Origin of the sequence: Paenibacillus sp. GCM10027630 (assembly GCF_042676305.1) — a bacterium.
Lineage (GTDB): Bacteria > Bacillota > Bacilli > Paenibacillales > NBRC-103111 > Paenibacillus_S.
Genome location: NZ_JBHTGY010000060.1, coordinates 199903 through 226262 on the forward strand (window position 1 = coordinate 199903; position 26360 = coordinate 226262).

General features: G+C 46.2%; 19 protein-coding genes. 18 read left to right on the forward strand and 1 reads right to left on the reverse strand.

Going from position 1 to position 26360, the window contains the following annotated elements; genetic code table 11:
- The first annotated feature begins 74 nt into the window (after positions 1 to 74).
- The 15 genes from ACFQ0C_RS30950 (at position 75) to ACFQ0C_RS31020 (ending at position 21507) form a co-directional block, all read left to right on the forward strand.
- Positions 75 to 998 (forward strand): S66 peptidase family protein, encoded by a 924-nt coding sequence (locus tag ACFQ0C_RS30950; RefSeq protein ID WP_379372588.1) that lies wholly within the window; start codon positions 75 to 77, stop codon positions 996 to 998.
- A gap of 1364 nt (positions 999 to 2362) precedes the next feature.
- A complete protein-coding gene (locus ACFQ0C_RS30955; RefSeq protein WP_379372590.1) occupies positions 2363 to 3904 on the forward strand; it encodes a spore germination protein in 1542 nt (513 codons plus the stop codon).
- A complete protein-coding gene (locus ACFQ0C_RS30960) occupies positions 3885 to 4985 on the forward strand; it encodes a GerAB/ArcD/ProY family transporter (protein ID WP_379372592.1) in 1101 nt (366 codons plus the stop codon). The genes ACFQ0C_RS30955 and ACFQ0C_RS30960 overlap by 20 nt, the downstream gene beginning before the upstream one ends.
- Complete coding sequence (locus ACFQ0C_RS30965; protein WP_379372594.1) at positions 4982 to 6100, forward strand: Ger(x)C family spore germination protein; 1119 nt, start codon at positions 4982 to 4984, stop codon at positions 6098 to 6100. The genes ACFQ0C_RS30960 and ACFQ0C_RS30965 overlap by 4 nt, the downstream gene beginning before the upstream one ends.
- Before the next feature lie 90 nt (positions 6101 to 6190).
- On the forward strand, positions 6191 to 8461 hold the full coding sequence (gene pflB / locus ACFQ0C_RS30970; RefSeq protein WP_379372596.1) for a formate C-acetyltransferase: 2271 nt from the start codon (positions 6191 to 6193) through the stop codon (positions 8459 to 8461).
- A gap of 33 nt (positions 8462 to 8494) precedes the next feature.
- Positions 8495 to 9265: a pyruvate formate-lyase-activating protein gene (gene pflA, locus ACFQ0C_RS30975; RefSeq protein WP_379372598.1), complete on the forward strand. Its 771-nt coding sequence runs from the start codon at positions 8495 to 8497 to the stop codon at positions 9263 to 9265.
- A gap of 20 nt (positions 9266 to 9285) precedes the next feature.
- Positions 9286 to 9807, forward strand: coding sequence for a hemerythrin domain-containing protein (locus tag ACFQ0C_RS30980; RefSeq protein ID WP_379372600.1), 522 nt, complete (start codon positions 9286 to 9288; stop codon positions 9805 to 9807).
- Between the two features lie 125 nt (positions 9808 to 9932).
- A complete protein-coding gene (locus ACFQ0C_RS30985; RefSeq protein WP_379372602.1) occupies positions 9933 to 11204 on the forward strand; it encodes a methyl-accepting chemotaxis protein in 1272 nt (423 codons plus the stop codon).
- Positions 11205 to 11473: 269 nt separating this feature from the next.
- Positions 11474 to 12256, forward strand: coding sequence for a formate/nitrite transporter family protein (locus tag ACFQ0C_RS30990; RefSeq protein ID WP_379372604.1), 783 nt, complete (start codon positions 11474 to 11476; stop codon positions 12254 to 12256).
- A gap of 104 nt (positions 12257 to 12360) precedes the next feature.
- The gene (locus tag ACFQ0C_RS30995) at positions 12361 to 12792 is read left to right on the forward strand and encodes a universal stress protein (protein WP_379372606.1); all 432 of its coding nucleotides are present in this window, start codon (positions 12361 to 12363) and stop codon (positions 12790 to 12792) included.
- Positions 12793 to 12984: 192 nt separating this feature from the next.
- Entirely contained in the window at positions 12985 to 13521 is a 537-nt protein-coding gene (locus ACFQ0C_RS31000; RefSeq protein ID WP_379372608.1) for a hemerythrin, read from the forward strand.
- Between the two features lie 54 nt (positions 13522 to 13575).
- On the forward strand, positions 13576 to 14115 hold the full coding sequence (gene hpf / locus ACFQ0C_RS31005) for a ribosome hibernation-promoting factor, HPF/YfiA family (RefSeq protein ID WP_258217971.1): 540 nt from the start codon (positions 13576 to 13578) through the stop codon (positions 14113 to 14115).
- A 117-nt stretch (positions 14116 to 14232) separates the two neighbouring features.
- Positions 14233 to 16845 (forward strand): bifunctional acetaldehyde-CoA/alcohol dehydrogenase, encoded by a 2613-nt coding sequence (adhE, locus tag ACFQ0C_RS31010; protein WP_379372610.1) that lies wholly within the window; start codon positions 14233 to 14235, stop codon positions 16843 to 16845.
- A gap of 448 nt (positions 16846 to 17293) precedes the next feature.
- The gene (locus tag ACFQ0C_RS31015; protein WP_379372612.1) at positions 17294 to 18442 is read left to right on the forward strand and encodes a response regulator; all 1149 of its coding nucleotides are present in this window, start codon (positions 17294 to 17296) and stop codon (positions 18440 to 18442) included.
- Entirely contained in the window at positions 18439 to 21507 is a 3069-nt protein-coding gene (locus ACFQ0C_RS31020; protein ID WP_379372614.1) for a hybrid sensor histidine kinase/response regulator, read from the forward strand. Before ACFQ0C_RS31015 ends, ACFQ0C_RS31020 begins: the two co-directional genes overlap by 4 nt.
- Before the next feature lie 132 nt (positions 21508 to 21639).
- Here ACFQ0C_RS31020 and ACFQ0C_RS31025 read toward each other — a convergent pair whose 3' ends face one another.
- Positions 21640 to 22443, reverse strand: a complete 804-nt coding sequence (locus tag ACFQ0C_RS31025) for a hypothetical protein (protein ID WP_379372616.1) — start codon at positions 22441 to 22443, stop codon at positions 21640 to 21642.
- Positions 22444 to 22783: 340 nt separating this feature from the next.
- Here ACFQ0C_RS31025 and ACFQ0C_RS31030 point away from each other — a divergent pair, with 340 nt between their 5' ends.
- From ACFQ0C_RS31030 to ACFQ0C_RS31040, 3 genes are read left to right on the forward strand one after another with little or no spacing between them, the layout of a single operon-like run.
- Positions 22784 to 23479: a FadR/GntR family transcriptional regulator gene (locus ACFQ0C_RS31030; protein ID WP_379372618.1), complete on the forward strand. Its 696-nt coding sequence runs from the start codon at positions 22784 to 22786 to the stop codon at positions 23477 to 23479.
- Between the two features lie 40 nt (positions 23480 to 23519).
- Entirely contained in the window at positions 23520 to 24932 is a 1413-nt protein-coding gene (locus ACFQ0C_RS31035) for an FAD-binding oxidoreductase (RefSeq protein WP_379372620.1), read from the forward strand.
- The gene (locus ACFQ0C_RS31040; protein WP_379372622.1) at positions 24929 to 26230 is read left to right on the forward strand and encodes a (Fe-S)-binding protein; all 1302 of its coding nucleotides are present in this window, start codon (positions 24929 to 24931) and stop codon (positions 26228 to 26230) included. Before ACFQ0C_RS31035 ends, ACFQ0C_RS31040 begins: the two co-directional genes overlap by 4 nt.
- Positions 26231 to 26360 lie beyond the last annotated feature (130 nt).

Below are 26360 nucleotides of genomic sequence, written 5' to 3' on the forward strand. Positions count from 1 at the left end.
TTATGTCGAGCCTAATGGGTCCATATAATTTATAAAGCGGTAGTGATATGTATTTCGGGAGGAAGGTATGCAAAATGGCAATTCGACCGACTATTTTACAAAAAGGCGATACGATCGGAGTCGTTACTTTGGGTAGTCCATTGGATGCAAATGTGATTGATACCAATGTGAATTTTCTGAAAAGCATGGGGTTTAATGTAATACTGGGTCAATATGTTTACTCCCAAAACGGGTTTCTTGCAGGCACCGACCAAGAGCGAGCATATGATTTGATGAGGATGTTTGAGAACAATCAGGTTAAAATGATACTGCCTACGAGAGGAGGGGTAGGAGTCGCCGGAATTCTTCCTTACCTTGATTATTATTTGATCCAAAGCAATCCGAAAATTGTATCAGGCTACAGCGATATCACAGTGCTGCTGAATGTGTTGTACCAATATTCCAATTTAATTACCTTCCAAAGTCTCATGCTTATTGACTTTACACCCGAAACTCCTGCATATAACTACAATCAATTTTTTTCTGCGACGTCTTCGTTAGCTTTTTATAGGCAAATACAGAATCCGCCAGGAATGCCTCTGGTAAGCAGGGTTCCGGGTAACGTAGTAGGTCCGATTGTCGGGGGGAACTTGACATCCTTTGTTGATACATTGGGGACATCATTCGAAATAGATACGAGGGGAAAAATATTACTCCTGGAAGAGACTCACGAGCCTGTTAATACCGTTTACAGGTATATGAACCATTTGAAGCTGGCTGGAAAATTCGAAGAATGTATTGGAATTATCATGGGGCAATGTACGGATTGTCCAGTTGCCTATGGCAAGTCATATGAAGATTTGATTCAAGAATTCGTAGTGCCGCTTGGCAAGCCACTTATGACAAATCTGGCTACCGCACACGGACCTTACAAGGCGGCAATTCCTATAGGAGCAATTGCAAATCTGAATACATTTAATAGCACATTAACTGTAATGGAGCCTACTGTCAGCTATTAATTTTTAAAACATAGAAGAAGGTTAAGTGCTTTACAGCGATAAAGTGAGGTGCCATTTCTAATATAAGTTTACCGAGGGTACTCTATTTATCTCGCAAGGCAAGCTGCCTATAAGGTAGAAATGTATCCTAGGGGGTTCGATCAGAAAGCATTTCGAAGGAATGAAGAATGAGCGAGTAACCTGCTTGCCTTGCTTAGATTAGAGCTGTATTAGAGCTTAAGATCTTGAATGCACCCCATGATCACGGGGGGGGGGGATAGCGGCGATGAGCCCTGGAGGATTTTGTAACGGAACGGAGAGTTCCGTTATTCCGTCTGCCGACTCCAATCTGGGGCAATAGCGGAAGTGGGAATTCCGTTATGTTGGCCGAATATGAGTATTTATGCACAAAACAGAGCAATAACGGAACTGGCTGTTCCCTTATCACTCTGATTTTTGGACTTTTCAAGTAATAAAGCAAGAATTACTTCCGAATTACCCTTCGCTTGCGTGAGTGCAGCAGTACTGGCGTGTTGTTTAGGGTTATGTGCATGTGATCTCTTCGCTAAAAGTATTGTGAAGCTAACTGTACGTAAATGGAACACTGCAGGAGAGTTCATGGTGAACAATAACGGCTCGAAGACTGGCTTAGGGGATTAAGGAAGCGGCGCAAAGCACAGAGTAGAACAAAAGAGGGAATCGGTGTGGGGTGGAGGAGCGTAAGCGTCCGCCCTGGTCGTCACCTCAGGTGACTGCTCGGGTATGCGACCTGCCTTTGAAGCTTGTGTTCCTCCCGCTGCAAGCCTTCCATCCCAAGAAACACGATTTCAACAGACTTTACAAGTTTTCAGCGGGAGCTGAAGAAGTCTGGTATTGCAAGAAAAGCTACAGCTAATACACGAATGTATCTTCCTTGAAAGGGCTTCGATCAGAAGCTTTTCTTATAATATTAGACTTTACAAGTTTTCAGCGGAGCTGAAGAAGTCTGATATTGCAAGAAAAGCTACAGCTTAGACACGAATGTATCTTCCTCGAAAGGGCTTCGATCAGAAGCTTTTCTTATGAACTAGGCACTCGATCTTCGATCGGGTGCTTTTTGTTAGAAATTTTTTGCAGTAAGGTTTGTTGAGTATTGCTTCCATTTGAACGATAAATAGCTCTACTGCTCTGAGACAGGAGAGTTCCTTGAGCCCAGCGGCGGCCAGGCCTACGGCTCGGATTCCGCCTGGAGCCGCGGGACAGCTCTGCGGAGGCCATAGCTGCTTCCGGTCTTCTGGCAGATAATGCTTTTCGCAATCCAGTCGGAGGATCGGGAAATCGGCAGGAATAATTAGACAGTAAATAGGGAAATTTATACACGAATGACTAATTGAGGGGGGATGACTATGAACTTCTTTCGGCAGATGTTTAATAACAATAAAACTAAGAGTAAACGTAGTTTCAATACCCCCCCGCATCCTGCACCTGCCTTGTTCTCCTCCCTTCAGGAAAATGCGGAGTATGTTCAGGAGGCACTTTTTCATACGGAGGACTTGATTCAGCGTTCTATTTCCTATCAATTACAAAAGGGCAACCTCCTCTATCTGGATTCAATGTGCGATAAAGCGAAGATTTTCGAAATGATATTGAAGCCGCTGATGCAAGGAATCGAAGGCAGCTTAGAGGATATCCTTGTTTCAATTCGGGTGGATAAACGAACTCAGCTTGAACAAGTCATTCATGATTTGATCCAGGGATATGCTGTACTCTTTTTTGAAGGGGAAACCGAGTGTCACGTCATTCTGGTGAACTCCTCTTATAGTCGAACTGTGATCGAGCCTCAGAATGAGAAGACAGTTCGCGGTTCTCACGAAGGTTTTATTGAGAATCTAACGGTTAATCTCCAGCTCGTCCGCAAACAGATTCAAAGCACTGATCTAGTGGTTCGCATTTATAAACTAGGCGATATCACTCAAACCAAGACCGCTGTCGTTTATATAAACAATCTGGCTAATCCAAAGCTGATCGAGGAAATTGACCGACGCTTACTAGCGATAAGTGCAGATAGTGTCGTATCCACTAACGTGATTGAAGAGTATATAGAAGAGAAATCGTATTCCCCATTTCCGCAGCTGTTGAATACGGAACGTCCAGACAGGGTAGTGAGCAATCTGCTGGAGGGCAGAGCCGTTCTTTTTACTGAAGGGACTCCCAGTGCCTTGATCATGCCGGTCACCTTCTTTGCCTTCTTTCAGTCGCCTGATGATTATTACAGCCGAACCCTTGCAGGGTCATTTATAAGGGGTCTCCGTCTATTAAGCCTTGTTATTACCGTGGCTCTTCCCGCTTATTATATTGCAGTCGTCTCTTTTCATTATGAGGTTATTCCTGCGGAGTTGTTCTATCAAATTAAAGGGAGTGTCGATCAGATTCCCTTTCCGCCTATTATGGAAACCTTATTTATGGAGCTTACGATCGAGCTGCTTAGAGAGGCGGGAATGCGATTGCCAGGACCTCTCGGTCAGACGATTGGTATTGTTGGGGGTCTTGTCATCGGGGATGCGGTAGTCAGAGTAGGGTTGGTCTCCTACCCCATGATTATTGTCGTTGCCTTAACCGCCATTGCTTCGTTCGTCATCCCTGCTCATGAAATGAGTTCTTCAGTCCGGCTGCTTCGTTTCCCGGTCATGTTTTCCGCTGCTCTATTCGGATTTTTTGGAATCGTGCTCAGCTTGACCGTGATCTTAATCCATCTTTGTAAATTGAAATCATTCGGGACCCCTTATTTTGCTCCGGTATCTCCTTTCCGTTGGAAGGATTGGAAGGATACCATGGTCCGGCTCCCCTTCTGGAAGCTGAACGAGCGTCCGAGGGATTCCCGTCCCGTAAAAGTTGTTCAGGAAACCGAATCTAGGGAGTGGCAGCAAAATGATCGTAGAAGAGAATAAAATAACTCCCGGGCAGTTAATGTTTATCGTCATTCAGACGCAAATCGGGGTCGGCGTATTGTATTTACCTTCTAGAGTTGAAGCAATTGCTAAGGGAGATGCCTGGATATCTGTTCTTCTTGCCGGTTTGTTTGTTCAACTGATTATTGTGGTCATGTGGGATTTAGCAAGAAAATTTCCTACTCTTACGATATTTGATTATATGCATCTACTGCTCGGTAAGGTGTTAGGTAAGATCGTTCATGTCCTATTCGCTACATTTTTTATTTTTCAAAGCAGCCTGATCTTAGTTCTGTTTGCGGATGTTATTCGGGATTGGATGTTTAGGGAAACGCCCAAATGGGTCATTATAATTCTTACTGTGTTTGTTTGCGCTTATTTGGTACAGGACAGTCTACAAACTATCGCCCGTTTTTTTGTACTTGTCAGCGGTTTACTCCTTGTACTGATCTTCATAGCTGCTTATGCTTATTCCCAGGCGGATTTCTTGTATATTTTACCTGTAGGTCAAGCTGGTTTGCTCAACATCCTTAAGGGAATGAATGAAACGATGAGTTCCTTATATGGCTTTGAATTGATTCTGGTCTGTTATCCGTATGTGGAAGGGGCAAGTAAGGGGAAATTAAAAGCCGTATTATATGGGCATATTTTCTCAACTTTGCTCTATACGTTCATGGTGTTCACATGTCTGGTGGTATTTACGCAGTTAGAGCTCAAAATTATTCCCCAGCCCGTACTATATATGGTAAAAGCTCTATCCTTTAGTATTATAGAGCGGCCTGACCTTTATTTTTTATCAATATGGGTTATTGTGGTTGCAACCTCAGCTATGGCTTATTTATTTATGGCAGTTAAAGGGGTGTCCAGGCTCTTTGGGAAAGAACAGCATAACAAGGCCGTTCCATACGTTACGATTGTGATTTTTATGATTGCGCTGGTTCCTCAGAATCAGGCCATGATCAGTGCATTGCTGAAAATTGTTTCGTATTTAAGTTATATTTTCATACTTGGGCTGCCTATCCTTCTTCTGATGGTTTACTATTTAATGAGAACATTCAGGAAGAGGAGGGCACTCGCATGAAAAGATGCTGCCTACTCCTGGCTTATGGCTTAATCTGGATATTATTAAGCGGCTGCTGGGATCAAATGCTGCTGAAGAACCAAAGGAATGTCAATATCGGAGGGATGGACAGAGCTGCCAATGGCATGCTTCAAGCAACGGTGTCCATCCGTGACATGAAGACCTCGTCAGTTGGCCCCAAGGACACGAATGAAGTTCATTCGGTTTTGGCTAAAACCACTCAGCATGCCAGACAACTTCTTGATCAACAAGTATCGGGAGGTTATTCCTCGTCTAAAATGCGGGTGCTGCTGCTTGGGGAGGAACTGGTGAAGCAGTATGATTTCTTGCCTTATATGGATGTTTATTACCGTGACCCGAGAAGTCCTTTGAATGCGCGGTTAGCCGTTGTTCATGGCAAAGCTCAAGATACGATTAACAAAAAAATGGTCGGTACCACTGTCATTGGACAGTACATGGATAAGCTGATTGAGAGTATTGAAGATTCAACTACGATTCCCAAAGTAAATCTTCAGTCGATCCATCCATTAGATCGAGGATATGATTTTGTACTTCCTTATTTGATCAATTCCGAGCCTTATCCTACCGTACATGGAATAGCGATGTTTCACGGAACTCAGATGACAGGGAATTTAAATCTGGATGAATCGACTTTGTACTTACTATTAGCCGACCAAATGGGGAAAACAGCCCAATTAACTGTAGAGGCGGTAGCTGAGCGGAGAATTACAGGTTTTGACAATGTTACTATTGCTATTCAAAAGATAAAGAGAGCTTTGAAAGTGAAGGTAGGGGATGATCAGCAGATCGACGTTCAGCTTAACTTGAAATTGAAGGTTACAGTGACTGAAGATCCTCAAAACCAGCTGTATAAGAAGGAAGTTGTAGACGAGCTGGACCAGCTATTATCCGAAGAGTTGACGAAGAAAAGCAAAATCATCCTTAATAAGATGCAGCGCGCGCATCATGACGGTTTTGGACTTGCCCGCAGGCTGATGGCCCACTATCCCAAGGTTTGGAACCAGGTAAAGGAGAATTGGACCGACAATTATACTAAGGTTCGTTTTCATACTCAAGTAAGAGTGGAAATAATCAACTCCGGAATTATTAATTAGGTAGTGGCGATCGATGTGACTTATTTCATAGCAGTAACTTTGTGAAAAAGATAACATATCCTTGTAGAACAATTACGGAGGTGTTATCCCATGGTAATGAAAGAATCAGATGTTGTGAAAAAGGCAGATGCGACAGAAGCATGGCGCACATTTAAACCGGGTAGTTGGCAGAAACAAATTGACATTCAGTCATTTATTGAGCGAAATATAACACCCTATGAGGGAAATGAAGATTTTCTAGCCTTACCTACGGATGCAACGAAGAAGCTGTGGTTCAAGGTTGGTGAAATGCTTCGTCAGGAGAGAGAAAAAGGCGGCGTGCTTGACATCGATGTGAACACAGTATCGACCATTAACTCGCATGGACCTGGGTACATTGATTCATCGAATGAAAAAATTGTCGGCTTGCAAACAGATGAGCCGCTGAAGCGGTCCATTCAACCGTACGGAGGCATCCGAATGGCAGTGGATGCATGCGAGGCTTACGGATACAAGCTGCCGTCCGATATAGAGCGTTTGTTTACGGAAATTCGCAAGACACATAACCAAGGCGTGTTTGATGCTTATACGACGGAAATGCGATCAGCTCGAAAAGCCGGTATTATTACCGGGCTCCCAGATGCCTACGGCCGCGGGCGCATTATTGGAGATTACCGACGGGTAGCATTGTATGGGGTAGACCGGTTAGTTGCTTGCAAGAAACAGGATCTTCTGCAATTGGAAATGGATTCCATCACCGAAGAGGTTATTCGCGCACGTGAGGAAACTTCGGAGCAAATTCGCAGTCTTGAGGAATTAAAGCGGATGGCTCTATCTTACGGATTCGATATTTCGGGGCCTGCTGTCAATGCACAGCAAGCGGTTCAATGGCTGTACTTCGCTTATCTTGCCGCTATTAAAGAGCAGAATGGCGCCGCGATGAGCTTGGGTCGTGTATCGAGCTTCCTTGATATTTATATCGAGCGTGATTTGGCCGAAGGAACTCTGACTGAGTCCGAGGCGCAGGAAATTATTGATCATTTTGTAATGAAGCTGCGGATTGTAAAGTTTCTGAGGACCCCGGATTATAACGAACTGTTCAGCGGAGATCCCACATGGGTTACTGAATCTGTCGGAGGAATGGGGTTGAACGGGAGAACACGTGTAACCCGAAATTCCATGCGGTTTCTGCATACCTTGTATAATCTTGGACCAGCGCCTGAGCCGAATTTAACTATTCTATGGTCAACAGCGCTGCCGGAAAACTTCAAAAAGTACTGCGCGAAGGTCTCGATTGAAACAAGCTCTATCCAATACGAAAACGATGATTTGATGCGTCCTTATTTCGGTGATGATTATGGTATTGCTTGCTGCGTATCGGCAATGCGGATAGGGAAGCAAATGCAATTTTTTGGCGCCCGGGCGAATTTGGCCAAAGCCTTGTTGTATGCCATAAACGGAGGCATCGATGAGAAGCTGGGCATTCAAGTTGGACCTGAGATGTCTCCTATTACATCGGAGGTTCTTGATTTTACCGAAGTGAGGGCCAAATTCGATAGAGTACAAGACTGGCTGGCACGCCTGTACATGAACACTCTGAATGTCATTCACTACATGCATGACAAATACTGCTATGAACGCATCGAAATGGCGCTGCATGACCGTGAAATTTTACGTACGATGGCTTGCGGTATCGCGGGTTTATCGGTTGTCTCCGATAGCTTGAGCGCCATTAAATACGCGAAAGTCCGCCCGATTCGCAATGAACAAGGGATTGCCGTAGATTTCGAGATCGAGGGAGAATACCCTCAATACGGCAATAACGATGACCGAGTTGACAGCTTGGCCGTCGAGCTTGCTGAGTCGTTCATGAACAAGCTACGCAAGCATAAGGCCTATAGGGGAGCTATGCCAACGATGTCGGTACTTACCATCACATCCAATGTGGTGTATGGGAAGAAAACCGGCAGCACGCCGGACGGCCGTCAAGCCGGAGAGCCGTTTGCGCCCGGAGCTAACCCGATGCATGGTCGCGACCGCAAAGGCGCGCTAGCTTCGCTCGCATCGGTGGCCAAGCTTCCTTATGAGCACAGCCTGGACGGAATTTCGAACACTTTCTCGATGGTTCCAAAGGCGCTTGGCAAAGAGCCGCAGGTGAGGATCAACAACCTGGTCTCCTTGTTGGATGGCTATGCGGCTAGCGGCGGCCATCATCTGAACGTTAACGTGTTCGAACGAGAACAGCTGCTCGATGCGATGGAGCATCCGGAAAACTATCCGCAGCTGACGATCCGCGTCTCGGGTTACGCTGTTAATTTTATTAGATTGACCCGCGAGCAGCAGCTCGATGTGATCAACCGCACGTTCCACGGAGCCATCTAGAGCTATAGCTACTGCACAAGGGAGGTGGCCCGCATGAAAGGCCGAATACATTCGATAGAAACCTTCGGAACGGTGGACGGGCCGGGCATTCGCTTCGTTCTGTTCATGCAGGGCTGCGCGCTGCAATGCCAGTTTTGCCATAATCCCGACACATGGGATACCGAGGGTGGCAAGCAAGTTACGGTAGATGAAATTATTGGGGAGCTGGAGCCTTACCTGGAATATTACCGCAGGTCTGGAGGAGGCATAACAGTCACCGGCGGGGAGCCTACTCTGCAGGCCGGCTTCGTGGCTCAGCTGTTCAGGGAGTGCAAGCTGCGGTATGGCTTGCATACTGCACTTGATTCGTCCGGTTTTTGTGAGCCGAACCATGCGGAAGAGCTCATGGAATCTACCGATCTGGTGCTGCTAGATTTGAAGCAGATGAACAAGGCGAGGCATGAGGCTCTAACCGGCCAACCTAACGATCGGATTCACCGTTTCGCCAATTGGCTGTCGGAGCATAGGAAGCCGGTCTGGATCCGTCATGTACTGATCCCCGGTATTACCGATAGTTTTGAAGATTTATATGCTTTGGGGTCCTTCATAGGAACCATGCGAAATGTGCAAAAAATAGAGCTGCTTCCTTATCACCGCATGGGCATATATAAATGGCAGCAACTGAATAAAGCTTACCCGTTAGAAGGTGTGCCTGCACCGTCCGAACGCGAGGTGGAACGTGCATGGGGAATTGTGCAATCAGGCATAGCAGCTTCTCACGGGAAATTGAACTTGGAGTTGGAAGACAGAGTGGAACTTACCTGACATACAGGAGCTGAAGATCAATGAATGAAATGAAGCTGAAGCAAGCTGACCCGACTGATCTTACCTTTGCTTTCGAACGATTAAAAAATGAGCATATTTGTTTATACGAAACTATCTATCAATTAGAAAATAGGGCAAAGCATCTTAATAAAGTAGAGAAGCCTATAGAATATGTAAGCAAGCTGGAGGAGCTTCGCGATCAAGCACTCAGCTTGATTGCTGAGCTGGATAAACATTCTGAGTGGGAGGATAACGAGCTGTTCCCTCTGCTGATTGAATACTTCCAACTGCCTGGCCATCCACATACAACAACGTCTCTCTGGATGCTGGAGCATGAGCATGAACTGGCTAACCTGTTTTTCCGTTATTTCCTGGAAGAGGCAGATAGTTGTCTGGCTCAGCAAAAGCGTGCTTCAGGCTCCCGTTTAACGGATCAGCTGCTCCAAGCATGCCGGTTGGTCAAAGAGCATTTGCAAACGGAAGAGGATACCGTGCTGCCTTTGGAAGTAGAGCTGTACGTGGGCACGGATGCATCAATCTGATCAATATGGTATAAGTCCAGTCCTCAACCTGCGCACTTGATGTATATGATTTTTGTCACAGTTAATATCTGCCAAAATTGTGTATAATCAATATGTGTCAACACTATGGGTTTGGGGGCTGTTTCATGTCATTTGGTTTGATTAAAAAAATGGTCATTGGCGTAACGGGTGTTTCTGCAGTAACTTATGGAACCAGTGCCTTTTTTATTTTTGTATTGAAGGATTCCTTTGCCGGATTTTTACCGGATTGGTTATTCATTTCCTTAACCCTTGGTATGGGAATTTGCTGGACAGGAATTCTTGGCTGGCTTATGGCGAGATGGATTGTGAAACCGTTACTGCAGTTCACGGCTGTTGCTAATGAAGCTGCTGCGGGCAATTTGAAGCTTACTATTCCTGAGCATCGTTCCAAGGATGAGCTGGGCATTTTGAACAGGTCCTTCAGCTTTATGGTAAATCAGCTCAGGAAGATCGTTCAAGATATTACACAGAACGCAGTAGCTGCCAGCCAAAGCTCTGCCGCACTAAGCGAAGCGATCCTGCAGGCTACGAATCAAGCGGAGCGAATCTCCCGCATTTCCGAGCAGATCGCTACAGGAGCTGAACGGCAAAAGGCGGAGTCCTTGCAGTCTTTCCATGCAATGGAGCAAGTAACTCAGGCTGCGGTTGAGGTCAGTGAGCAAGCGGAGCAAACATGCTCCTTCTCCTCGCAAATGGTCCGTACCATTGAGGATAGCAGCCAAATTGTCAGGTCGCTAGTGCATACCCTGATAGAGCTGTCTAATTCAGGGCTAGAGACCATCGAGGTAGCGGCGCAGCTTGAAGCTTATGCCAAGGAAATAGGGAGCGTGACCCATTTGGTTGGTGAAATTGCCGCCCAGACGCATCTGCTCGCGTTGAATGCAAGCATCGAGGCAGCCAGAGCAGGCGAGGAAGGGCGCGGCTTCTCAGTCGTAGCTCTGGAGATTAGAAAGCTCGCTGAGCAGAGCTCCAAGTCCGCTCAAGAGATTGATGAGTTAATTCGGCAGGTCCAGAGTAAAGTGGATGACGTAGTGGAACGGTTAAAGCAGCAAGGGGAAGCGATGCACGAGGAGGCATCCAAAGGTGAGCAGACGGAACAAGCACTCCAGATGATTAGAAGCAGCGCTCATGAAACGGAAGGCGCCGTATTGCGAATCGCTCAAACCGTCGATAAGCAAGCGGTGAAAATACAGGATGCCGGACAGAAGCAACGAATCATTGATACGATTTCACAAGAAATATTAAATTCTGCCCGGCAAGCAGCCGCGTCTACTCAGGAGCAAAGTGCTGTTATGCAAGAAATTGCTTCCTCGTCGGAATTGCTGCAGCGCCAGTCGGATTTACTGAAGGAAAAAGCATCCGTTTTCCGCACCTAATAACCTAGCAGTGAACAGAAGCGCAGCAGTCGCATAACCATACAATGATCATGATCAAAAGCATGCTCAAGCTTATACTAAAGGTCATGCTTTTGATTGTTAGAATCTCCTGACAGTCGAATCCTCTTAGGATGCAAAGGGAGGACTACTTCCTCCTATGATTGTGATTAATTTCACATATCAATCAGGGTTTTATCAGCAATCTGCCAAACAAATATCCGATACATGTGACTTTGTAGCAACAGGACGTTTACTAAGGAGGGAAAGCAATGGGCTTCATCAAACCGGATCAAATCGCCCTTCGCACCTTGCAGGCCGGTTTAAAAAAAGCGAATATGCCGCTTTCTGTCCAACTTCCACTTGGATTTGCTGCTGGGGTGTTTATAGCACTAGGCTTCTTGTTAGCCATCCGGGTAAGTGCTGCCTTGCCTCCCGATTGGGAAGGCTTCAGGGGCTTTATGGGAGCTGCGGTATTTCCGTTAGGTCTTATTCTTTGTCTGGTTGCAGGCGGTGAGCTTCTAACTGGTAATATGATGGCTCTGCCTTTCGCTTGCTTTGCGGGCAAAGCCTCCTGCTGGCAGGTAGCCGCAAATTGGCTCGTCATAACTATAAGCAACTTCGCCGGAGCGATCTTTGTTGCTTACGTGTTTGGCCACCTTGGAGGCATGACAGAGCAGGGGCCGTATTTGGCCCAGACGGTCGCGCTAACTCATGCCAAGCTGGAGGAGCCTTTCGTTGCAGCTTTTATCTCCGGTATCGGCTGTAATTGGTTAGTTTCCTTGGCTGTCTGGATGGCTAACGGTTCGGAGGATGGCGCCGGGCTGATCCTTGCCGTCTGGTTCCCTACCATGGCCTTTGTTGCCCTCGGCTTTCAGCACGTTGTCGCCAATATGTTTTTAATACCGGCTGCCATCTTTGCGGGTCAGGCGACCTGGGCGCAGTATATAACGAATTTTGTCCCTGTATTTCTAGGAAATGCTGTAGGGGGAAGCTTGTTCGTTGCAGGAATTTATCGGATAGCTTACCGTAAGTCTCTTTCATACAACGAATAGCGCTTCGATCCGAAGATTATACCTAACGGTGATTTATCTCACATCCAGCAGCGCTTGCAGGGCGTATACTTAATGCATAACCAATAAGAAAGCTGGTGTTCAAAATGTTTTGCAATAAGATTTTGGTTGCTTTTGACGGATCGGAATTATCTGAAAAGGCGTTGGACAAGGCAGTAAAAATCGCTCAAACCAGTCCGGATATTGCTCTGCATGTCATTATGGTTATTAAATTTAATGCATTTATAGCAGGGGCTTATCCCGTTACTACTGAAAATGTTTATGAATCCGACCTGTTGTATGGAAACGAGATCGTGAAGAGGCTGGAGGGGGAATTATCGCAATTGGAAAATCCTCATTCCGTTTCCTTGATTCAAGGATCGCCGGAGATCGAAATTCTCCAATTCGCGAAAGAGCAGGGCTCCGACCTGATTATTATGGGCAGCCGTGGGCTTACGGGGTTGAAGGAAATGCTTCTGGGTAGTGTTAGCCATTATGTCGTACAGCACGCTGAAGTTCCGGTATTAATTATAAAATAGCCGAGTGAAAAGCCCGCATTGTTAATAAAAGTGCAGGCTTCCTTTCAAGAATGTGATTTATTTCACATGAAAATCAATTTTCAGATGCACTGGTATCAGAAAGAACTCGTTTTTCTGCTTACTGAAATCCATAGTTGGTATGGATAGAATGGATCAGCGAGCAAGGAATGCTTTAACTTGGAGGGAATGAGAATGAAAAACGATCATTATCCGATGGAATCAGGTACTGCCCACTCCACTGAATTAAGTGCCGCACTGGACCGATTGACACAGGAGCACGGTGAATTAATGCAGATATTGTTGGATATGGAAGACCAGGCCAAGCTGGCGGAGCAGGAAACGGACAAGAGAAAGACAATCCAATCGCTTCTGCATCTGAGACTTTGGGTGAAAGCATTTATGCAAGAACTGGAACGTCATTCGGATTGGGAGAAGGAGGAGCTTTTTCCGTTTCTAAACAGTTATTTCCACCAGCAATCATCCCCTTCGATGATTCCTTCCTTTTGGGCGCTTGAGAAGGATTATGAGCTGGCTGAGGAGTATATCCAATATTTTTTGAGGGCTGTTCATGAGATTGGGGAGGATTCGGAGCTTGTGCAGCTGCACCAGGCATTGGCTTATCTGATTCATGCGTGCCGCATTCTCAAAGAGCATTTGGCTAAGGAAGAACAGCTTGTTTTTCCAATGACAGAGCAGGTTTTAACGGATTTGGATTATTTATTTTCCTGAAAATCGAAGGATCATAAAGCACGCATTATTCAAATATGTAAGGAGCGGATAACCATGAGACAAATTTTACATGGAAAAAATATGGAGATTACCCCGGTGCTAGGCGACTATGCAAAACGGAAGCTTGGGAAGCCTGACGATATGTACGATGTGGAAGGGGATATGCATATAACGTTATCCGTACAGGGACATAAGCATGAGCATACGGTGGAGGTGACGATTCGGTTTTATGGAATGACGCTGCGGGTGGAGGAAAAGCAGGACGATATGTATGCAGCAATTGATCTGGCGGCTGATAAGCTGGAGCGGCGGATGCGTAAGCTGAAGGAAAAGGTTCAAGGCAGACTGCGGAAGTCAGGACTTGAAATTCCGGAGCTTGCTAATATCGCAGAAGCAGAGCAGGCAGAAGTGGAGGACTTCGCAGTGGTCCGCAGGAAGAACGTGCTGCTGAAGCCGGTTGATGTGCAGGAAGCGATTCTGAACATGAAGCTGCTGGACCATGATTTCCATCTATTTCATAATCGGGAGACGAACCTGACGGAGTTAGTCTATAAGCGCCATGACGGCTCCTTCGGGCATATTGCTCAAGCCTGATTACGCGATAAGTCTTTATCTTGAGCAGTTATGTCAATATTTAATTAGTTGTGATGATTGCAGCAAAGTATAGGGCTGAGGAAGCAAAAAATCATATCGATTATGGAGGCGGAACTTATGGCCGTAAATAAGAAGCTGGAAGCTGCAGGCGGAACTCCGGCGCAGGAAGAAGTTAATCGGCTGGTTGAACATGCAAAGCGGGCGCTGCAGTCCTTCATGCAGCTGAACCAAGAGCAGGTGGATACCATCGTTCAGCAAATGGCATTGGCCGGATTGGACCGGCATATGGTTCTTGCCAAGCTGGCTGTGGAGGAAACAGGCAGAGGGGTTTATGAGGATAAAATCACCAAAAATTTATTCGCTTCCGAGTATATTTACCACAGCATTAAATATGACAAAACAGTCGGTGTAATCGAAGATAATGTCTATGAGAATTATCAAAAGGTTGCTGAGCCCGTTGGCATTGTGGCAGGTGTGACACCGGTAACGAATCCTACCTCTACCACGATGTTCAAGGCGCTTATTGCAATAAAGACGCGTAATCCGATTATTTTTGCTTTCCATCCTTCCGCTCAGAAATGCAGTGAAGCGGCTGCTAGAACCGTGATGGAGGCGGCGGTAAAGGCAGGCGCTCCCGAAGGCTGCATTCAGTGGGTCGAGCATCCGTCCCTGGAGGCAACCTCCCTGCTGATGAATCATCCGGACGTGGCATTGGTGCTTGCAACAGGAGGCTCCTCGATGGTAAAAGCCGCCTACAGCACCGGTAAGCCCGCACTGGGCGTCGGGCCGGGCAATGTCCCCTGCTTCATTGACAAAACAGCGGATTTGCAGCAAGCCGTCACAGATTTGATCTTATCGAAGACGTTCGACAATGGCATGATTTGTGCTTCAGAGCAGGCGGTTATCATTGAAGAGCCGGTCTATGCGCAAACCAGACATCTGATGATTGAGATGGGCTGCTACTTCTTAAATAAGGAAGAAACGGAATCGGTGTCCAAGCTGGTCATTAATCCGGAGAAATGTGCCGTTAATGCGGTTATCGTAGGACAGTCTGCAGTAAAGATTGCTGAGATGGCAGGCATTCAGGTCCCTTCAAATACGAAAATTTTGGTAGCCGAGCTGACTGGAGTAGGTGAAGCTTATCCGCTGTCCGCTGAGAAGCTGAGTCCGGTATTGGCCTGCTACAAAGTTAAGAATGCGGCCCAAGGCATCAGCCGTGCAGCAGAAGTAACAGCTTATGGCGGCATGGGTCACTCTTCGGTCATTCATTCCAAGGATGATCAGGTTATTGCAAATTTTGCAGCAGCTCTCCAAACTGGACGTGTCATCGTAAATGCACCTTCTACTCATGGCGCTATTGGCGATATTTACAATACGAACCTGCCTTCTTTAACGTTGGGCTGCGGTTCTTATGGACATAACTCTACTACCTCGAATGTAACAGCGGTCAATCTGCTTAACATCAAACGCGTTGCTTACCGGACGGTGAATATGCAGTGGTTTAAGATTCCTCCCAAGGTTTATTTTGAAAAGGGCTCGACGCAATACCTTGAGAAAATGCCGGATATTTCTCGAATTCTAATCATAACAGACCCGATGATGGTAAAGCTTGGTTATGTAGAACGTGTGGAATATTATTTGCGGAAACGTAAAACCCCTGTGTATATCGAGGTCTTCTCGGATGTGGAGCCTGATCCGTCTGTGGAAACAGTGGAGCGCGGCACGAAAATGATGGAGGGCTTCCAGCCGGACTGCATTATTGCTTTGGGTGGCGGCTCACCGATGGATGCGGCAAAGGCGATGTGGCTGTTTTATGAATACCCGGATACGAGCTTCCAATCATTGAAACAAAAATTTATGGATATCCGCAAGCGGGTTTATAAATATCCGCGGCTTGGGAGAAAGGCGAAATTTGTTGCGATTCCGACAACCTCAGGGACGGGCTCAGAAGTGACCTCCTTCGCGGTCATTACGGATAAACGTGAAGGCAACACCAAATATCCGCTTGCAGATTACGAGCTTACTCCGGATGTAGCGATCATCGATCCGGATTATGTGTACAGCTTGCCGAAAACAGCGGTAGCCGACACAGGTATGGACGTGCTTACACATGCGATTGAAGCTTATGTGTCCGTAATGGCCAACGACTATACCGATGGCTTGGCGATAAAAGCAATCCAGTTAGTATTTGAATACCTGGAGAAATCTTGGGCTACAGGAGATTCGTTGGCGAGAGAAAAGATTCACAATGCATCTACGATTGCAGGGATGGCTTTCGCCAATGCTTTCCTGGGAATCAATCACAGTCTGGCTCATAAGTGGGGCGGTGAATTTCATACCGCGCATGGCCGGACGAACGCAATCCTGATGCCGCATGTCATCCGTTATAACGCTCAAAAGCCAACCAAGTTCGCATCGTTCCCGAAATACGGCCACTTCATTGCGGATCAGCGCTACGCTGAAATTGCCCGTATTCTAGGACTTCCGGCGAGGACGACGGAGGAAGGTGTGAACAGTTTGATCGAAGCAATCCGCAAGCTGAATCAAGCACTTGGAATCCCTTCTTCATTCTCTGAGCTCGGAATTGATCCGCAGCTGTTCGAAACCCGGGCAGATGAACTGGCTGACCGCGCCTTCGAAGACCAATGCACAACCGCTAATCCGAGAATGCCTCTGGTAACAGAGCTGGCAGAGATTTACCGTAAAGCATTCTATGGGAAGTTTGAATAGAGCAGAGCGGGCGGCTCTCAAATCTCTAGTTACCTCAAAAACTTGCATTCATACATCCTTTTAGCTGTCTTATCGTAGCATTCTCGAATTCATGCAAATGTGCAGTTTTTTTTCATTATTAGCTGAACCAGAACGTTTCTCTCTGAAAATTAATGTACTTTCGCAGGCCTTTTCTCTCAACAGCAAGCTTTTGTAGAAAATAACTGTATGTTTGCAGGATTCTATGGGATGTGAGGGTCAGAGTAGGGAAAGTACTGATTTCAGGCAATGCACAAACTAATATCGTATACCGAAAACGCCGCAAGGCGTTTTCTTTTTGCACGCCACTGCGGCTTCAGAGAAGTATCCTACACACTTGTCTGATTGTGGAAAAAGAGCAGGACATCCTCTAAATTTGTCGAATAAAAGAACTAATGAATGAGAACATACGAGTACTGGAGGAGCATCTATGATTCGCGTCGTGTTGATTGATGATGAGGAACATGCGCTGGATATGCTGGAAATTATGCTGCTTGAACTCGGCAATGTGGATATTGTAGGCAAATATATGAATCCGCTGCAAGCTGTTGAAGACATTAAACAACTGCAAGTAGATGCCGTTTTTATGGATATAGAAATGCCAGTAATGAAAGGTGTGGACGCCGCACGTGCCATTCAAACGGTTCATCCGGGCGTGCACATTATTTTTACAACAGCCTATGCGGAGTATGCGATTGAAGCATTTGAAATTCATTCTCTCGACTATTTATTGAAGCCGATCAAACTGGAGAGGCTGCATCATTCGTTCAAGCGGATCGAGGAAGCTGTAACGGGATGGAATGGGGAACACGAGGTGAACGATGACCCAAGAATCTGCTGCATGGGTGGTTTCACTATTCAATCGGGAAAAGCTGAGAGCACGCAATTGTCGTGGCGGACGAATAAAGAGAAGGAATTATGCGCATTTCTTGTCCATCGATCCGGTAGAGCCGTGGAGCGTGCCGTCATTACTGAAGCGCTATGGCCGGAATCCGATGCCGAGAAGGCGAGATCGTATCTGCATACCTGTATTTCGCTGCTTAGGAAAAATATTCGCGAGAGCGGCCTGCCAATAGCCGTCCAAAAAACGGGTAATGGTTACATGCTTGATTGCGGCAGCCTGATTTGCGATGTATTAGAGCTCGAACAGCTGCTCGACAAGACGCTGGAAGAGACAGGTCTCGGCTTACAGCGGCTTGAGCGGATTGTTGCTCTGTACAAAGGAGATTACATGGAAGATTGCGGCTTCAATTGGGTGTATCCGAGACGGGAAGAGCTCTTGGACAAATATATACATTCGCTGCGCAAACTGTTCCTGTTTTTCAAAAAGAAAGGCCAGTTATCTATTGCTAAGGAATGCTTGCGCAGGATCGTAGCCATTTCCCCGGATTCTGAGCAAGATAGCCGGGAGCTGATGAAGCTGCACATGGAGATGGGAGATCGAAAAGAGGCCATTAAAGTATACAGGCAGTTAGAGCTGGAAGTACGCGAACGTCTGGATGTTGAATTGGAACTGGAAACGGTCGGATTGTACCAGCAGCTGATTTCGTCCAATTTCCGGATCGGGAGCGGCCAATGAAACGGAAAATAGCGGCATTTCTCATTACATTTGCAATGCTCGTATGCACATACGGAACGATCCCAATGGTTTTGAAGCTTGATGATAACGGAGCACCGAAGGCGGAGCGTGGGGTGCTTGATGTATCCAACTGGCGATTCGCTGAGAATGGAATAATTAAGCTCGATGGCCAGTGGGAGTTTTATCCCGATCAGTTATTGTCCGCACAAAACTTTGCCGAGGGGAGCGTTTCTTCCCTACAGATGATTGCCGTACCGGGATCATGGTCAGACCGGATGGACACATTCGGCAGCGCAACGTATCGACTGCGTATCCATAACGAAGCCGCCGAGCAGCGTATGTACGGGCTGAAAACATTGTCAATCCCAATGGCAAATCACATATTCGTGAACGGTCAGTCAATCGGGTCCAGCGGAAATCCGTCAGATGATCGATCTTATGATGGCCGGAATAAGCCATTCGCCGGCTTTTTTACTTTGCAGCCAGGAAACAATGAAGTAATTGTTCAGGTCTCGAATTACGATTTTCCTGCAAGCAGCGGGATTATCCATTCTATTTATTTGGGGTATGCCGATCAAATTGGGAAGCTGCAGAGCAAAGCGATAGCCTATGATTGGATCAGGCTTACCGCTTTCCTCATGGTAGGGCTTTATTTTATCGGCTTATATACCCAGCGCAGAAAAGATACATCTGTCCTCATGTTTGGTTTCATATGTTTGTTTATTGGCACTTTTACTGCATACCGCGGCGAGAGAGTGGTGTATGAACTCATCGATTTCATGCCGGGCTGGCTTTTTCTACGCATTCAATACATGTCAGTCATAGCAGCTGGAATGTCTTTGAGTCTCTACGTTTACACAGCGTATCGACTTTTTTGCTCCAAGCGGGTTATAAGGTTTATGCTGGGTTTAGGATGTGTAATGCTCATCGGGTATGCCTTGTTTTTCTCCTATTTCCAACATATCGCGTTGCAGCCGGTAACGACGTTTTATGGGGTGTTTCCGATTTTTTATGCCCTTTATGTGTTTGTTTTGGCCGCCCTGCATAAAGTGGAAGGAAGCTTGTATTTGGTTGCAGCCGCTGTTTCCCTGAACCTTTATGCATTTGTGCAAAATTTGAATATCTATTTTTTTGTTCCTCTTTTCACATTTCCACCGGTGGAGCCATTCCTGTTCTTACTGATGCTGACACTGCTCATGTCACTTCGGTTTTCGAATGCGTTTAAACAAAACGAGGAGCTGTCATTCCAGCTCATTCAGGCGGATAAGCTGAAGGATGAATTTTTAACGAAGACGGCACATGAGTTTAAAACGCCGCTGCATGGCATGATGAACATTGCTCAGTCGGTGCTGGAGGACCATCGTTATCCGCTAACGGTTGAGCAAAAGGAAAATATAGGTATAATTACTACGGTTGCAAAGCGGTTATCTATGCTTGTTTACGATATATTGGATTTCTCCAAGCTGAAGCAAGGGGAAATGACAGTTAATCCTGTTCCGATTCATGCTCGATCAGCGATAGAAGTTATTTTGAAAATATTCGTATTTATGACGGGTGGAAAGCCGGTTCAACTCATAAACAGCGTGCCACAGGATCTTCCATTCGTGTTTGCGGATCCTAGCCGTTTTCGGCAAATTATTAGCAATTTACTGGACAATGCGGTGAAATATACCGAGTATGGCACTATCGAAGTAGGTGCCGGGGAAAAGGACGGGATGATTGTCATTTTCGTCAAAGATACGGGTATAGGTATTGATGAGCAGGATCTGCCTGTCATTTTCGAGCCGTTTAAATCGTTGAAGGTTGATTCTAATCAGAGCTTCGGTTTAGGTCTGCCGATTGTGAAACAATTGCTGGAGCTGCAGCATGGGGAGATTCATGTGACATCGGTGAAAGGGGAGGGCACGGTGTTCACGATGAGTCTGCCGTCCGCTGGAGGCAGCACTGAAGGGGAGAACCCAGAAAGCCGCAGGGGTGAAAATGAGCCAAGTGAGCTCCGTAACCCGGTTGAGCATGGTTATTCTTTCGTGACGCCGTATGTATCCGAGAGCAAAGGAACATTTACCATATTGGTAGTGGATGACCAATTTTCCAATCTGAAGGTGTTAATAGATCCGTTGGAACGGCTCGATTATACAGTTATTGCCGTCAAGAGCGGTGAGGAAGCCTTACAGCAAATCGAAGGAGGACATTCAATTGATCTGGTCATTCTCGATCTGATGCTGCCGGGTCTGTCAGGATTTGATGTGGTTCGGGAAATTCGCAGGAAGTACAGCCTTCTGGAGCTTCCCGTTCTCATGGTCACGGCCTCGATCCAGCCTGAGGATAAAATAGTTGCGTTTGAATCAGGGGCAAACGATTATTTGCCAAAGCCCTTCAATGTGGCAGAATTAAAAGCAAGAGTCAAAAGCTTGCTGATCATGAAAGAATCGGTCGGCAAGACGGTTGATTTGGAGGTCGCATTTCTTCAGTCTCAAATTAAACCGCATTTTTTATTTAACGTATTAAATACGATTATGGCGCTTAGCTATACGGATGTTGTGAAGTCAAGAAAATTGATAACGGATCTTGCCGATTACTTAAGGGGAAGCTTCTCATTCAGCAACATTCAGAAGGGTGTCCCGTTCAGCAATGAACTGGCCTTAATTCAATCGTATGTCGAAATTGAAAAAGCAAGATTTAAGGACCGCATCCAGATCGAATATGAGATTAGTGAAGCTGTGCAAAGTGTCATGCTTCCGCCTTTGCTCATTCAGCCGCTTGTTGAAAATGCGATTCGGCACGGCATTGGCAACCGGCTGAAAGGTGGAGTTGTACGCATAAAAGGCTATGAAGCGGAAGGTCATTATTGGTTTGAAGTCGAGGATAACGGCGTCGGTTTGGAGCAGGAACGGTTGAGGCAAGTACTGACGCCTGATCCGGGAACCCAGCTAACTTCTCGTTCCAGTGTGGGTCTGCAAAATATAAGTAAGCGGCTAAAATTTATGTATGGCACGGATTTAAGCATCGAAAGCGAGATCGGCACCGGCACGAAAGTGACTCTGAGGGTTCCGGTTGGAAGCTGACATCCATATAAAAAACCGTCTCCTGATAAATGGTTGATAGTACCTCCATTTTGTCAAGAAACGGTTTTTCTGTTTTACAAAGTTGGAAAGTAGGTGCCTCTAGCCGTATTTGTATTCGTGGACACCGCCTTCTCAGGCTTTTTCCTTTTGCAGCTTCGATGGATTGTTGATCTTGTAAGGCACTGGATGCTTGGTTAGCTTCTTGGCTACTATTTTGCCTTCAAAGGTGATTGTATCCCCAATTTCCAGCTCCAACTTTTTAAGTGTGGCACTGTGGCTGGACCAAGCTGAGCCGATTTGAGTTTCCGGATCAATAATGGAAACCGCCTCGTAGATGATTACTTCATCCTCATTATCGGAGAAGTTGTTGGGCACCGTTGTAAACTCCGTTACAGTAGCGATCATTTTCACCTTTTCTTCAGGAAGCTGAAGCTTGGGCGCCTTTTCTTTTTTGGCTTTCCCCTTCGGGGGCTCTTCGGCTTTCGGCTCTTCGATTTCAGGTTTTTCTTCTGCCTTAGCTTCTTCGATCTTGGCTTCTTCTGCAGGTGGAGCAGCCTCCTGCGGAGGTTCAACCTCCAAGCTCTCAGGCTGTAGCGCTTCTACTTCTGTCGGCTCAAGCTCCAAGCTTTCAGGCTCTAGTGCTTCTTCAGCTGCCACACCCAGCTTCTGACCATAATTCGCTGCTTGCATCTCCTTAAGGTACGAAGGGTGGATGCAATGCCGCTGCTCGTTATCAAATTCGATCACTGCGGTTATTTTATCGACAAAGCCGATAATGGTGCAGGGCAGACTCGTACCATTTCTTTTGTAAAAAAATGCTTTAGTTTTGTTTGCTTTCTCTGAAAGTAAGCCCCATTCTTTGCATTGTTCAAGCTGTGCCGCCTCGTTTTCAAAGGCGTTATACGTATTGGGCTCAATGATGAACGCATGTACCATAGCTTCTCCGCCTTTCTGCTGCTTATACAGAAACATTTTATCACTTTAGCGGAGTACTTTCATTGTTTTGGATCGAATGAACTTAACTTCCTATTAAATTGACCGATTCCCGGCCGGCGAGGTTATGTCTATTCCCAGAACAGCTACCGCAACGTGAAGCCCAATACCGTTCTAACTTGTATTACATATTTTTGATTGATCATTCCGTATTATTATAATAGATTAAAAAAACGCTGTTTAATCCTATTTCAATTACTATTCGTTGACTTGAATTTTCCAATATGCAATAATTTGTATTACAACATTTGAATTGGTATGGTGACTGATTGGAGATAGAATTATGACTGAAAAAGAAAAAGTTTCGCAAATGATTTCCCGTGAGCTGTTACATAGGATCGAAACCGGAGAGTTCCTACCAGGATCCAAATTGCCGACGGAAATGGAATTGGGAGCACAGTTTGGCGTGAGCAGAGTCCCGATTCGTGAAGCGCTCAGCGTCTTGAGGGCGGCGGGGGTCATCAGCTCGCGTCAAGGGGGAGGAAGCTATGTTGAGGAGAGAATAGGCGGATCAGCTCTATTGCATCACATTCGCATTGAAAATGATGATGCGGGGGTCATCAAACATTTATTCGAGATGAGAAAAATTTTAGAGCCTGAAGCTGCGTATTTAGCTGCAATTAGACGTACACCGGAACAATTGGAACAAATGCATCAGGCACTGAATCGGCTCGAAATCGAATCTAGCGACGTAGATAAAATAGGGACAGAGGCTGACATTGAATTCCATCGCACGATTATTTTGGCGACACAGAATCCGATTATGATCCAAATGATGGAAAGCTTATCTGCCCTATATGAAAGAGCGTTGGAGATTACTCTCCGGCCCAATCTGGGCTTAAAAGAAAAGCGAAAAGCCGTTTATAAGGAGCATCAGGATATTGTACTAGCTATCGAAATGGAAGAGCCGGAGCTGGCAAAAATCCAGTGTGCCATTCACTTGAAAAACGCGGAGAAAAAATTAAGCTTATTTTTCTAAACTTGCCTACTTAGTTGAACAAGGGGAGGGAGAGAATAAATTGAAAAAGGTAACGGATTCCCATGTTAAGGAGATTAGAAGCATAGTAAAAACCGGCAGAGTGCTGACGAATGAAAGCGATCGTTTCAGCTATTCGTTTGATGCTTCTTTTGGTACCTATTTGCCGGATGTAGTTATTCAGACTAAAAGTGTAGAGGAACTGGTCGCACTTGTGAAATTAGCCAATCGAGAGAAAATTCCGGTATATCCCCGTGGACAAGCGACCAGTTTAAGTGGGGGTCCGCTTCCGGTTCATGGCGGAATGGTATTTGATTTGTCCGTTATGAACGATGTGCTTGAAGTTTACGAGGAAGACCTGGTTGCTGTAGCATCCCCGGGTGTATTAACCTCCAATATTCATAAAGCGGCCGAACAGAAGGGGCTATTGTACCCTCCGGATCCGAGCAGCTCCCACGTATCCACGATAGGAGGAAATTTGGCGGAAAATTCGGGTGGCCCACGCGGACTAAAGTATGGCGTGACTAAGGATTATGTCATTGGGCTGGAAGTGATTACTCCAGAGGGGGAATTGATTCGGACAGGTGGCAGGACCGTAAAAAACGTAACCGGCTATGATTTGACCAAGCTAATCGTAGGCTCTGAAGGTACCCTGGGTATTATTACTAAAGCGATCTTGCGCCTGATTCCAAAGCCGCCGGCATCGGAAACGGTGATGGCTATTTTTGACAGCCTCGTTGACGCAGGAAAAGCGATATCGAAAATTCTCACCTCCGGAATTTTGCCCTCCAAAATGGAATTGATGGATCAAGCCTCCATCGTGGCTGTAGAAAACTATGAACCTTCTGGACTTCCCCGTGACGCGGAAGCGCTGATTCTCATCGAGCTTGATGGGCATCCGTTGGCAGTTAAAGATGAAGCCGAACAGGTATCGAAGGTATGTAAAGAGGCGGGAGCAAAAGAAGTTCGTATTCCCCAAACTCAAGCGGAAAAAGAAGAGGTATGGAAGGCACGGAAGCTGGTTTCGCCCGCCATTGTCAGGATTAAGCCGACCAAAATCTCGGAGGATGCAACCGTTCCTCGAAGCCAAATTCCAGAAATGTGTCGTCGCCTTCAAGAAATCAAGATAAAGTACAATATCCATCTAGTCGTATTTGGCCATGCCGGAGACGGGAATCTCCATCCGAATATTTTGGCGGACAAATCTGATAAAGAAGAGATGAGACGTGTGGAGCAAGCCGTTGCCGAGATTTTTGAAACTGCCATTCAGCTGGGGGGAACCTTGTCCGGAGAACATGGCATAGGAACCATGAAGGCGCCATTTATGGAAATGGAGCTGGGGGCGGCCGGATTAGATATGATGAAACGAATCAAGCTGGCTTGGGATCCCAATCATATTATGAACCCTGGGAAAATCTTCCCTGAGCCGGGGCAAAAGTTGGTGTTAAGTGAATGAACGAGAATTTAGAGGCGCTCCGCAAAGAACTGAAATACGATAAGACCGATCCATGTGTTCAATGCGGATACTGTTTGCCGGCCTGCCCGACATATGCAACGATGGGAAAGGAAACGCATTCTCCGCGCGGACGAATCAATTTGGTGAAAATGGTTGGCGAGGGTAAAATTACGGATCTTTCTGTGTTGGAGGAACCGATGGATCTATGTCTGGGATGCCGCGCTTGTGAAACGGTCTGCCCTACAGGAGTAGAATACGGATCGATCCTGGAAGCAGCTCGGGCAGCCATCACACGAAGGAAAAAGTATTCCATGCCGGTACGAGCTTTGCGCAATACGTTGTTCAAAAAGGTTTTCCCTAGCCGAAAAGCGATGAATCTCATAGGAAATGCTATGTGGATGTATGAAAAAAGCGGTGTTCAAAAGCTGGCAAGAAAAAGCGGGCTCATGAAAAAATTGCCTTCTCACTTAGGTGAATTCGAAGCCGTCACACCGTCGGCGGTATCCCCGTTGGAGCGTTCAAGCCTCCCGCGTTTTACCCCGGCTAAGGGAACTAAAAAGTATACGATCGCCTTCTTTGTCGGTTGTGTGATGGATGCCATGTTTAGAAAAATCAATCAACTTTCCGTCAAGCTGCTCTCCGAAGCAGGATGTGACGTCATAGTTATCGAGAATCAAACATGCTGTGGGGCACTGCATGCCCATACGGGAGAATTAGATGAAAGTAAAGTGCTGGCGAGAAGAAATATTGCTGCTTTTGAGAAGATTGAAGTGGATTTCATAGTTAATAATGCTGGCGGCTGTGGGGCGATGCTGGTTGAATATGATCATCTATTATGTGACGAACCGCAGTGGGTGGAACGGGCGAAGAGATTTACGGACAAATCGAAAGATATCTCCCAAGTTCTTGTTTTATGCGGCGGGCTTCCCATTGCGAGCCATGCACCACAGCGCGTTACGTATCAGCATTCATGCCATATGACCAATGTCCAGAAAGTGACCAAAGAGCCCGTCCAGCTAATCCGAAGCATTCCAAATGTTGAGTTTATAGAGATGAAAGAGGCGGAGATGTGCTGCGGTTCAGCGGGAATTTATAACATTGTCAATTTCGATGCTTCTATGGAGATCTTGGATCGTAAGATGGAGCATGTGAACGACACGAGGGCAGCCACGATCATTACAACTAACCCTGGATGCTTATTGCAAATGAAGTTAGGTATTGAGAGGGAAAATAAGTCCGGCACCCTGCGCGCTCTCCATCTTGTAGAATTTCTTGCGGAAGCGGCAGAGATCGTATGAAATTGCGATTCACATAGAAGAAGTGCTGCCCATCCAGGGCCATTCCTGTTCTGCGTGGTCCATAGGCTGTTGCTTCTTGCTGCCACGTTGGTCTACGTACGATCAAACTCAGCGTGTATGCAATTGTGGC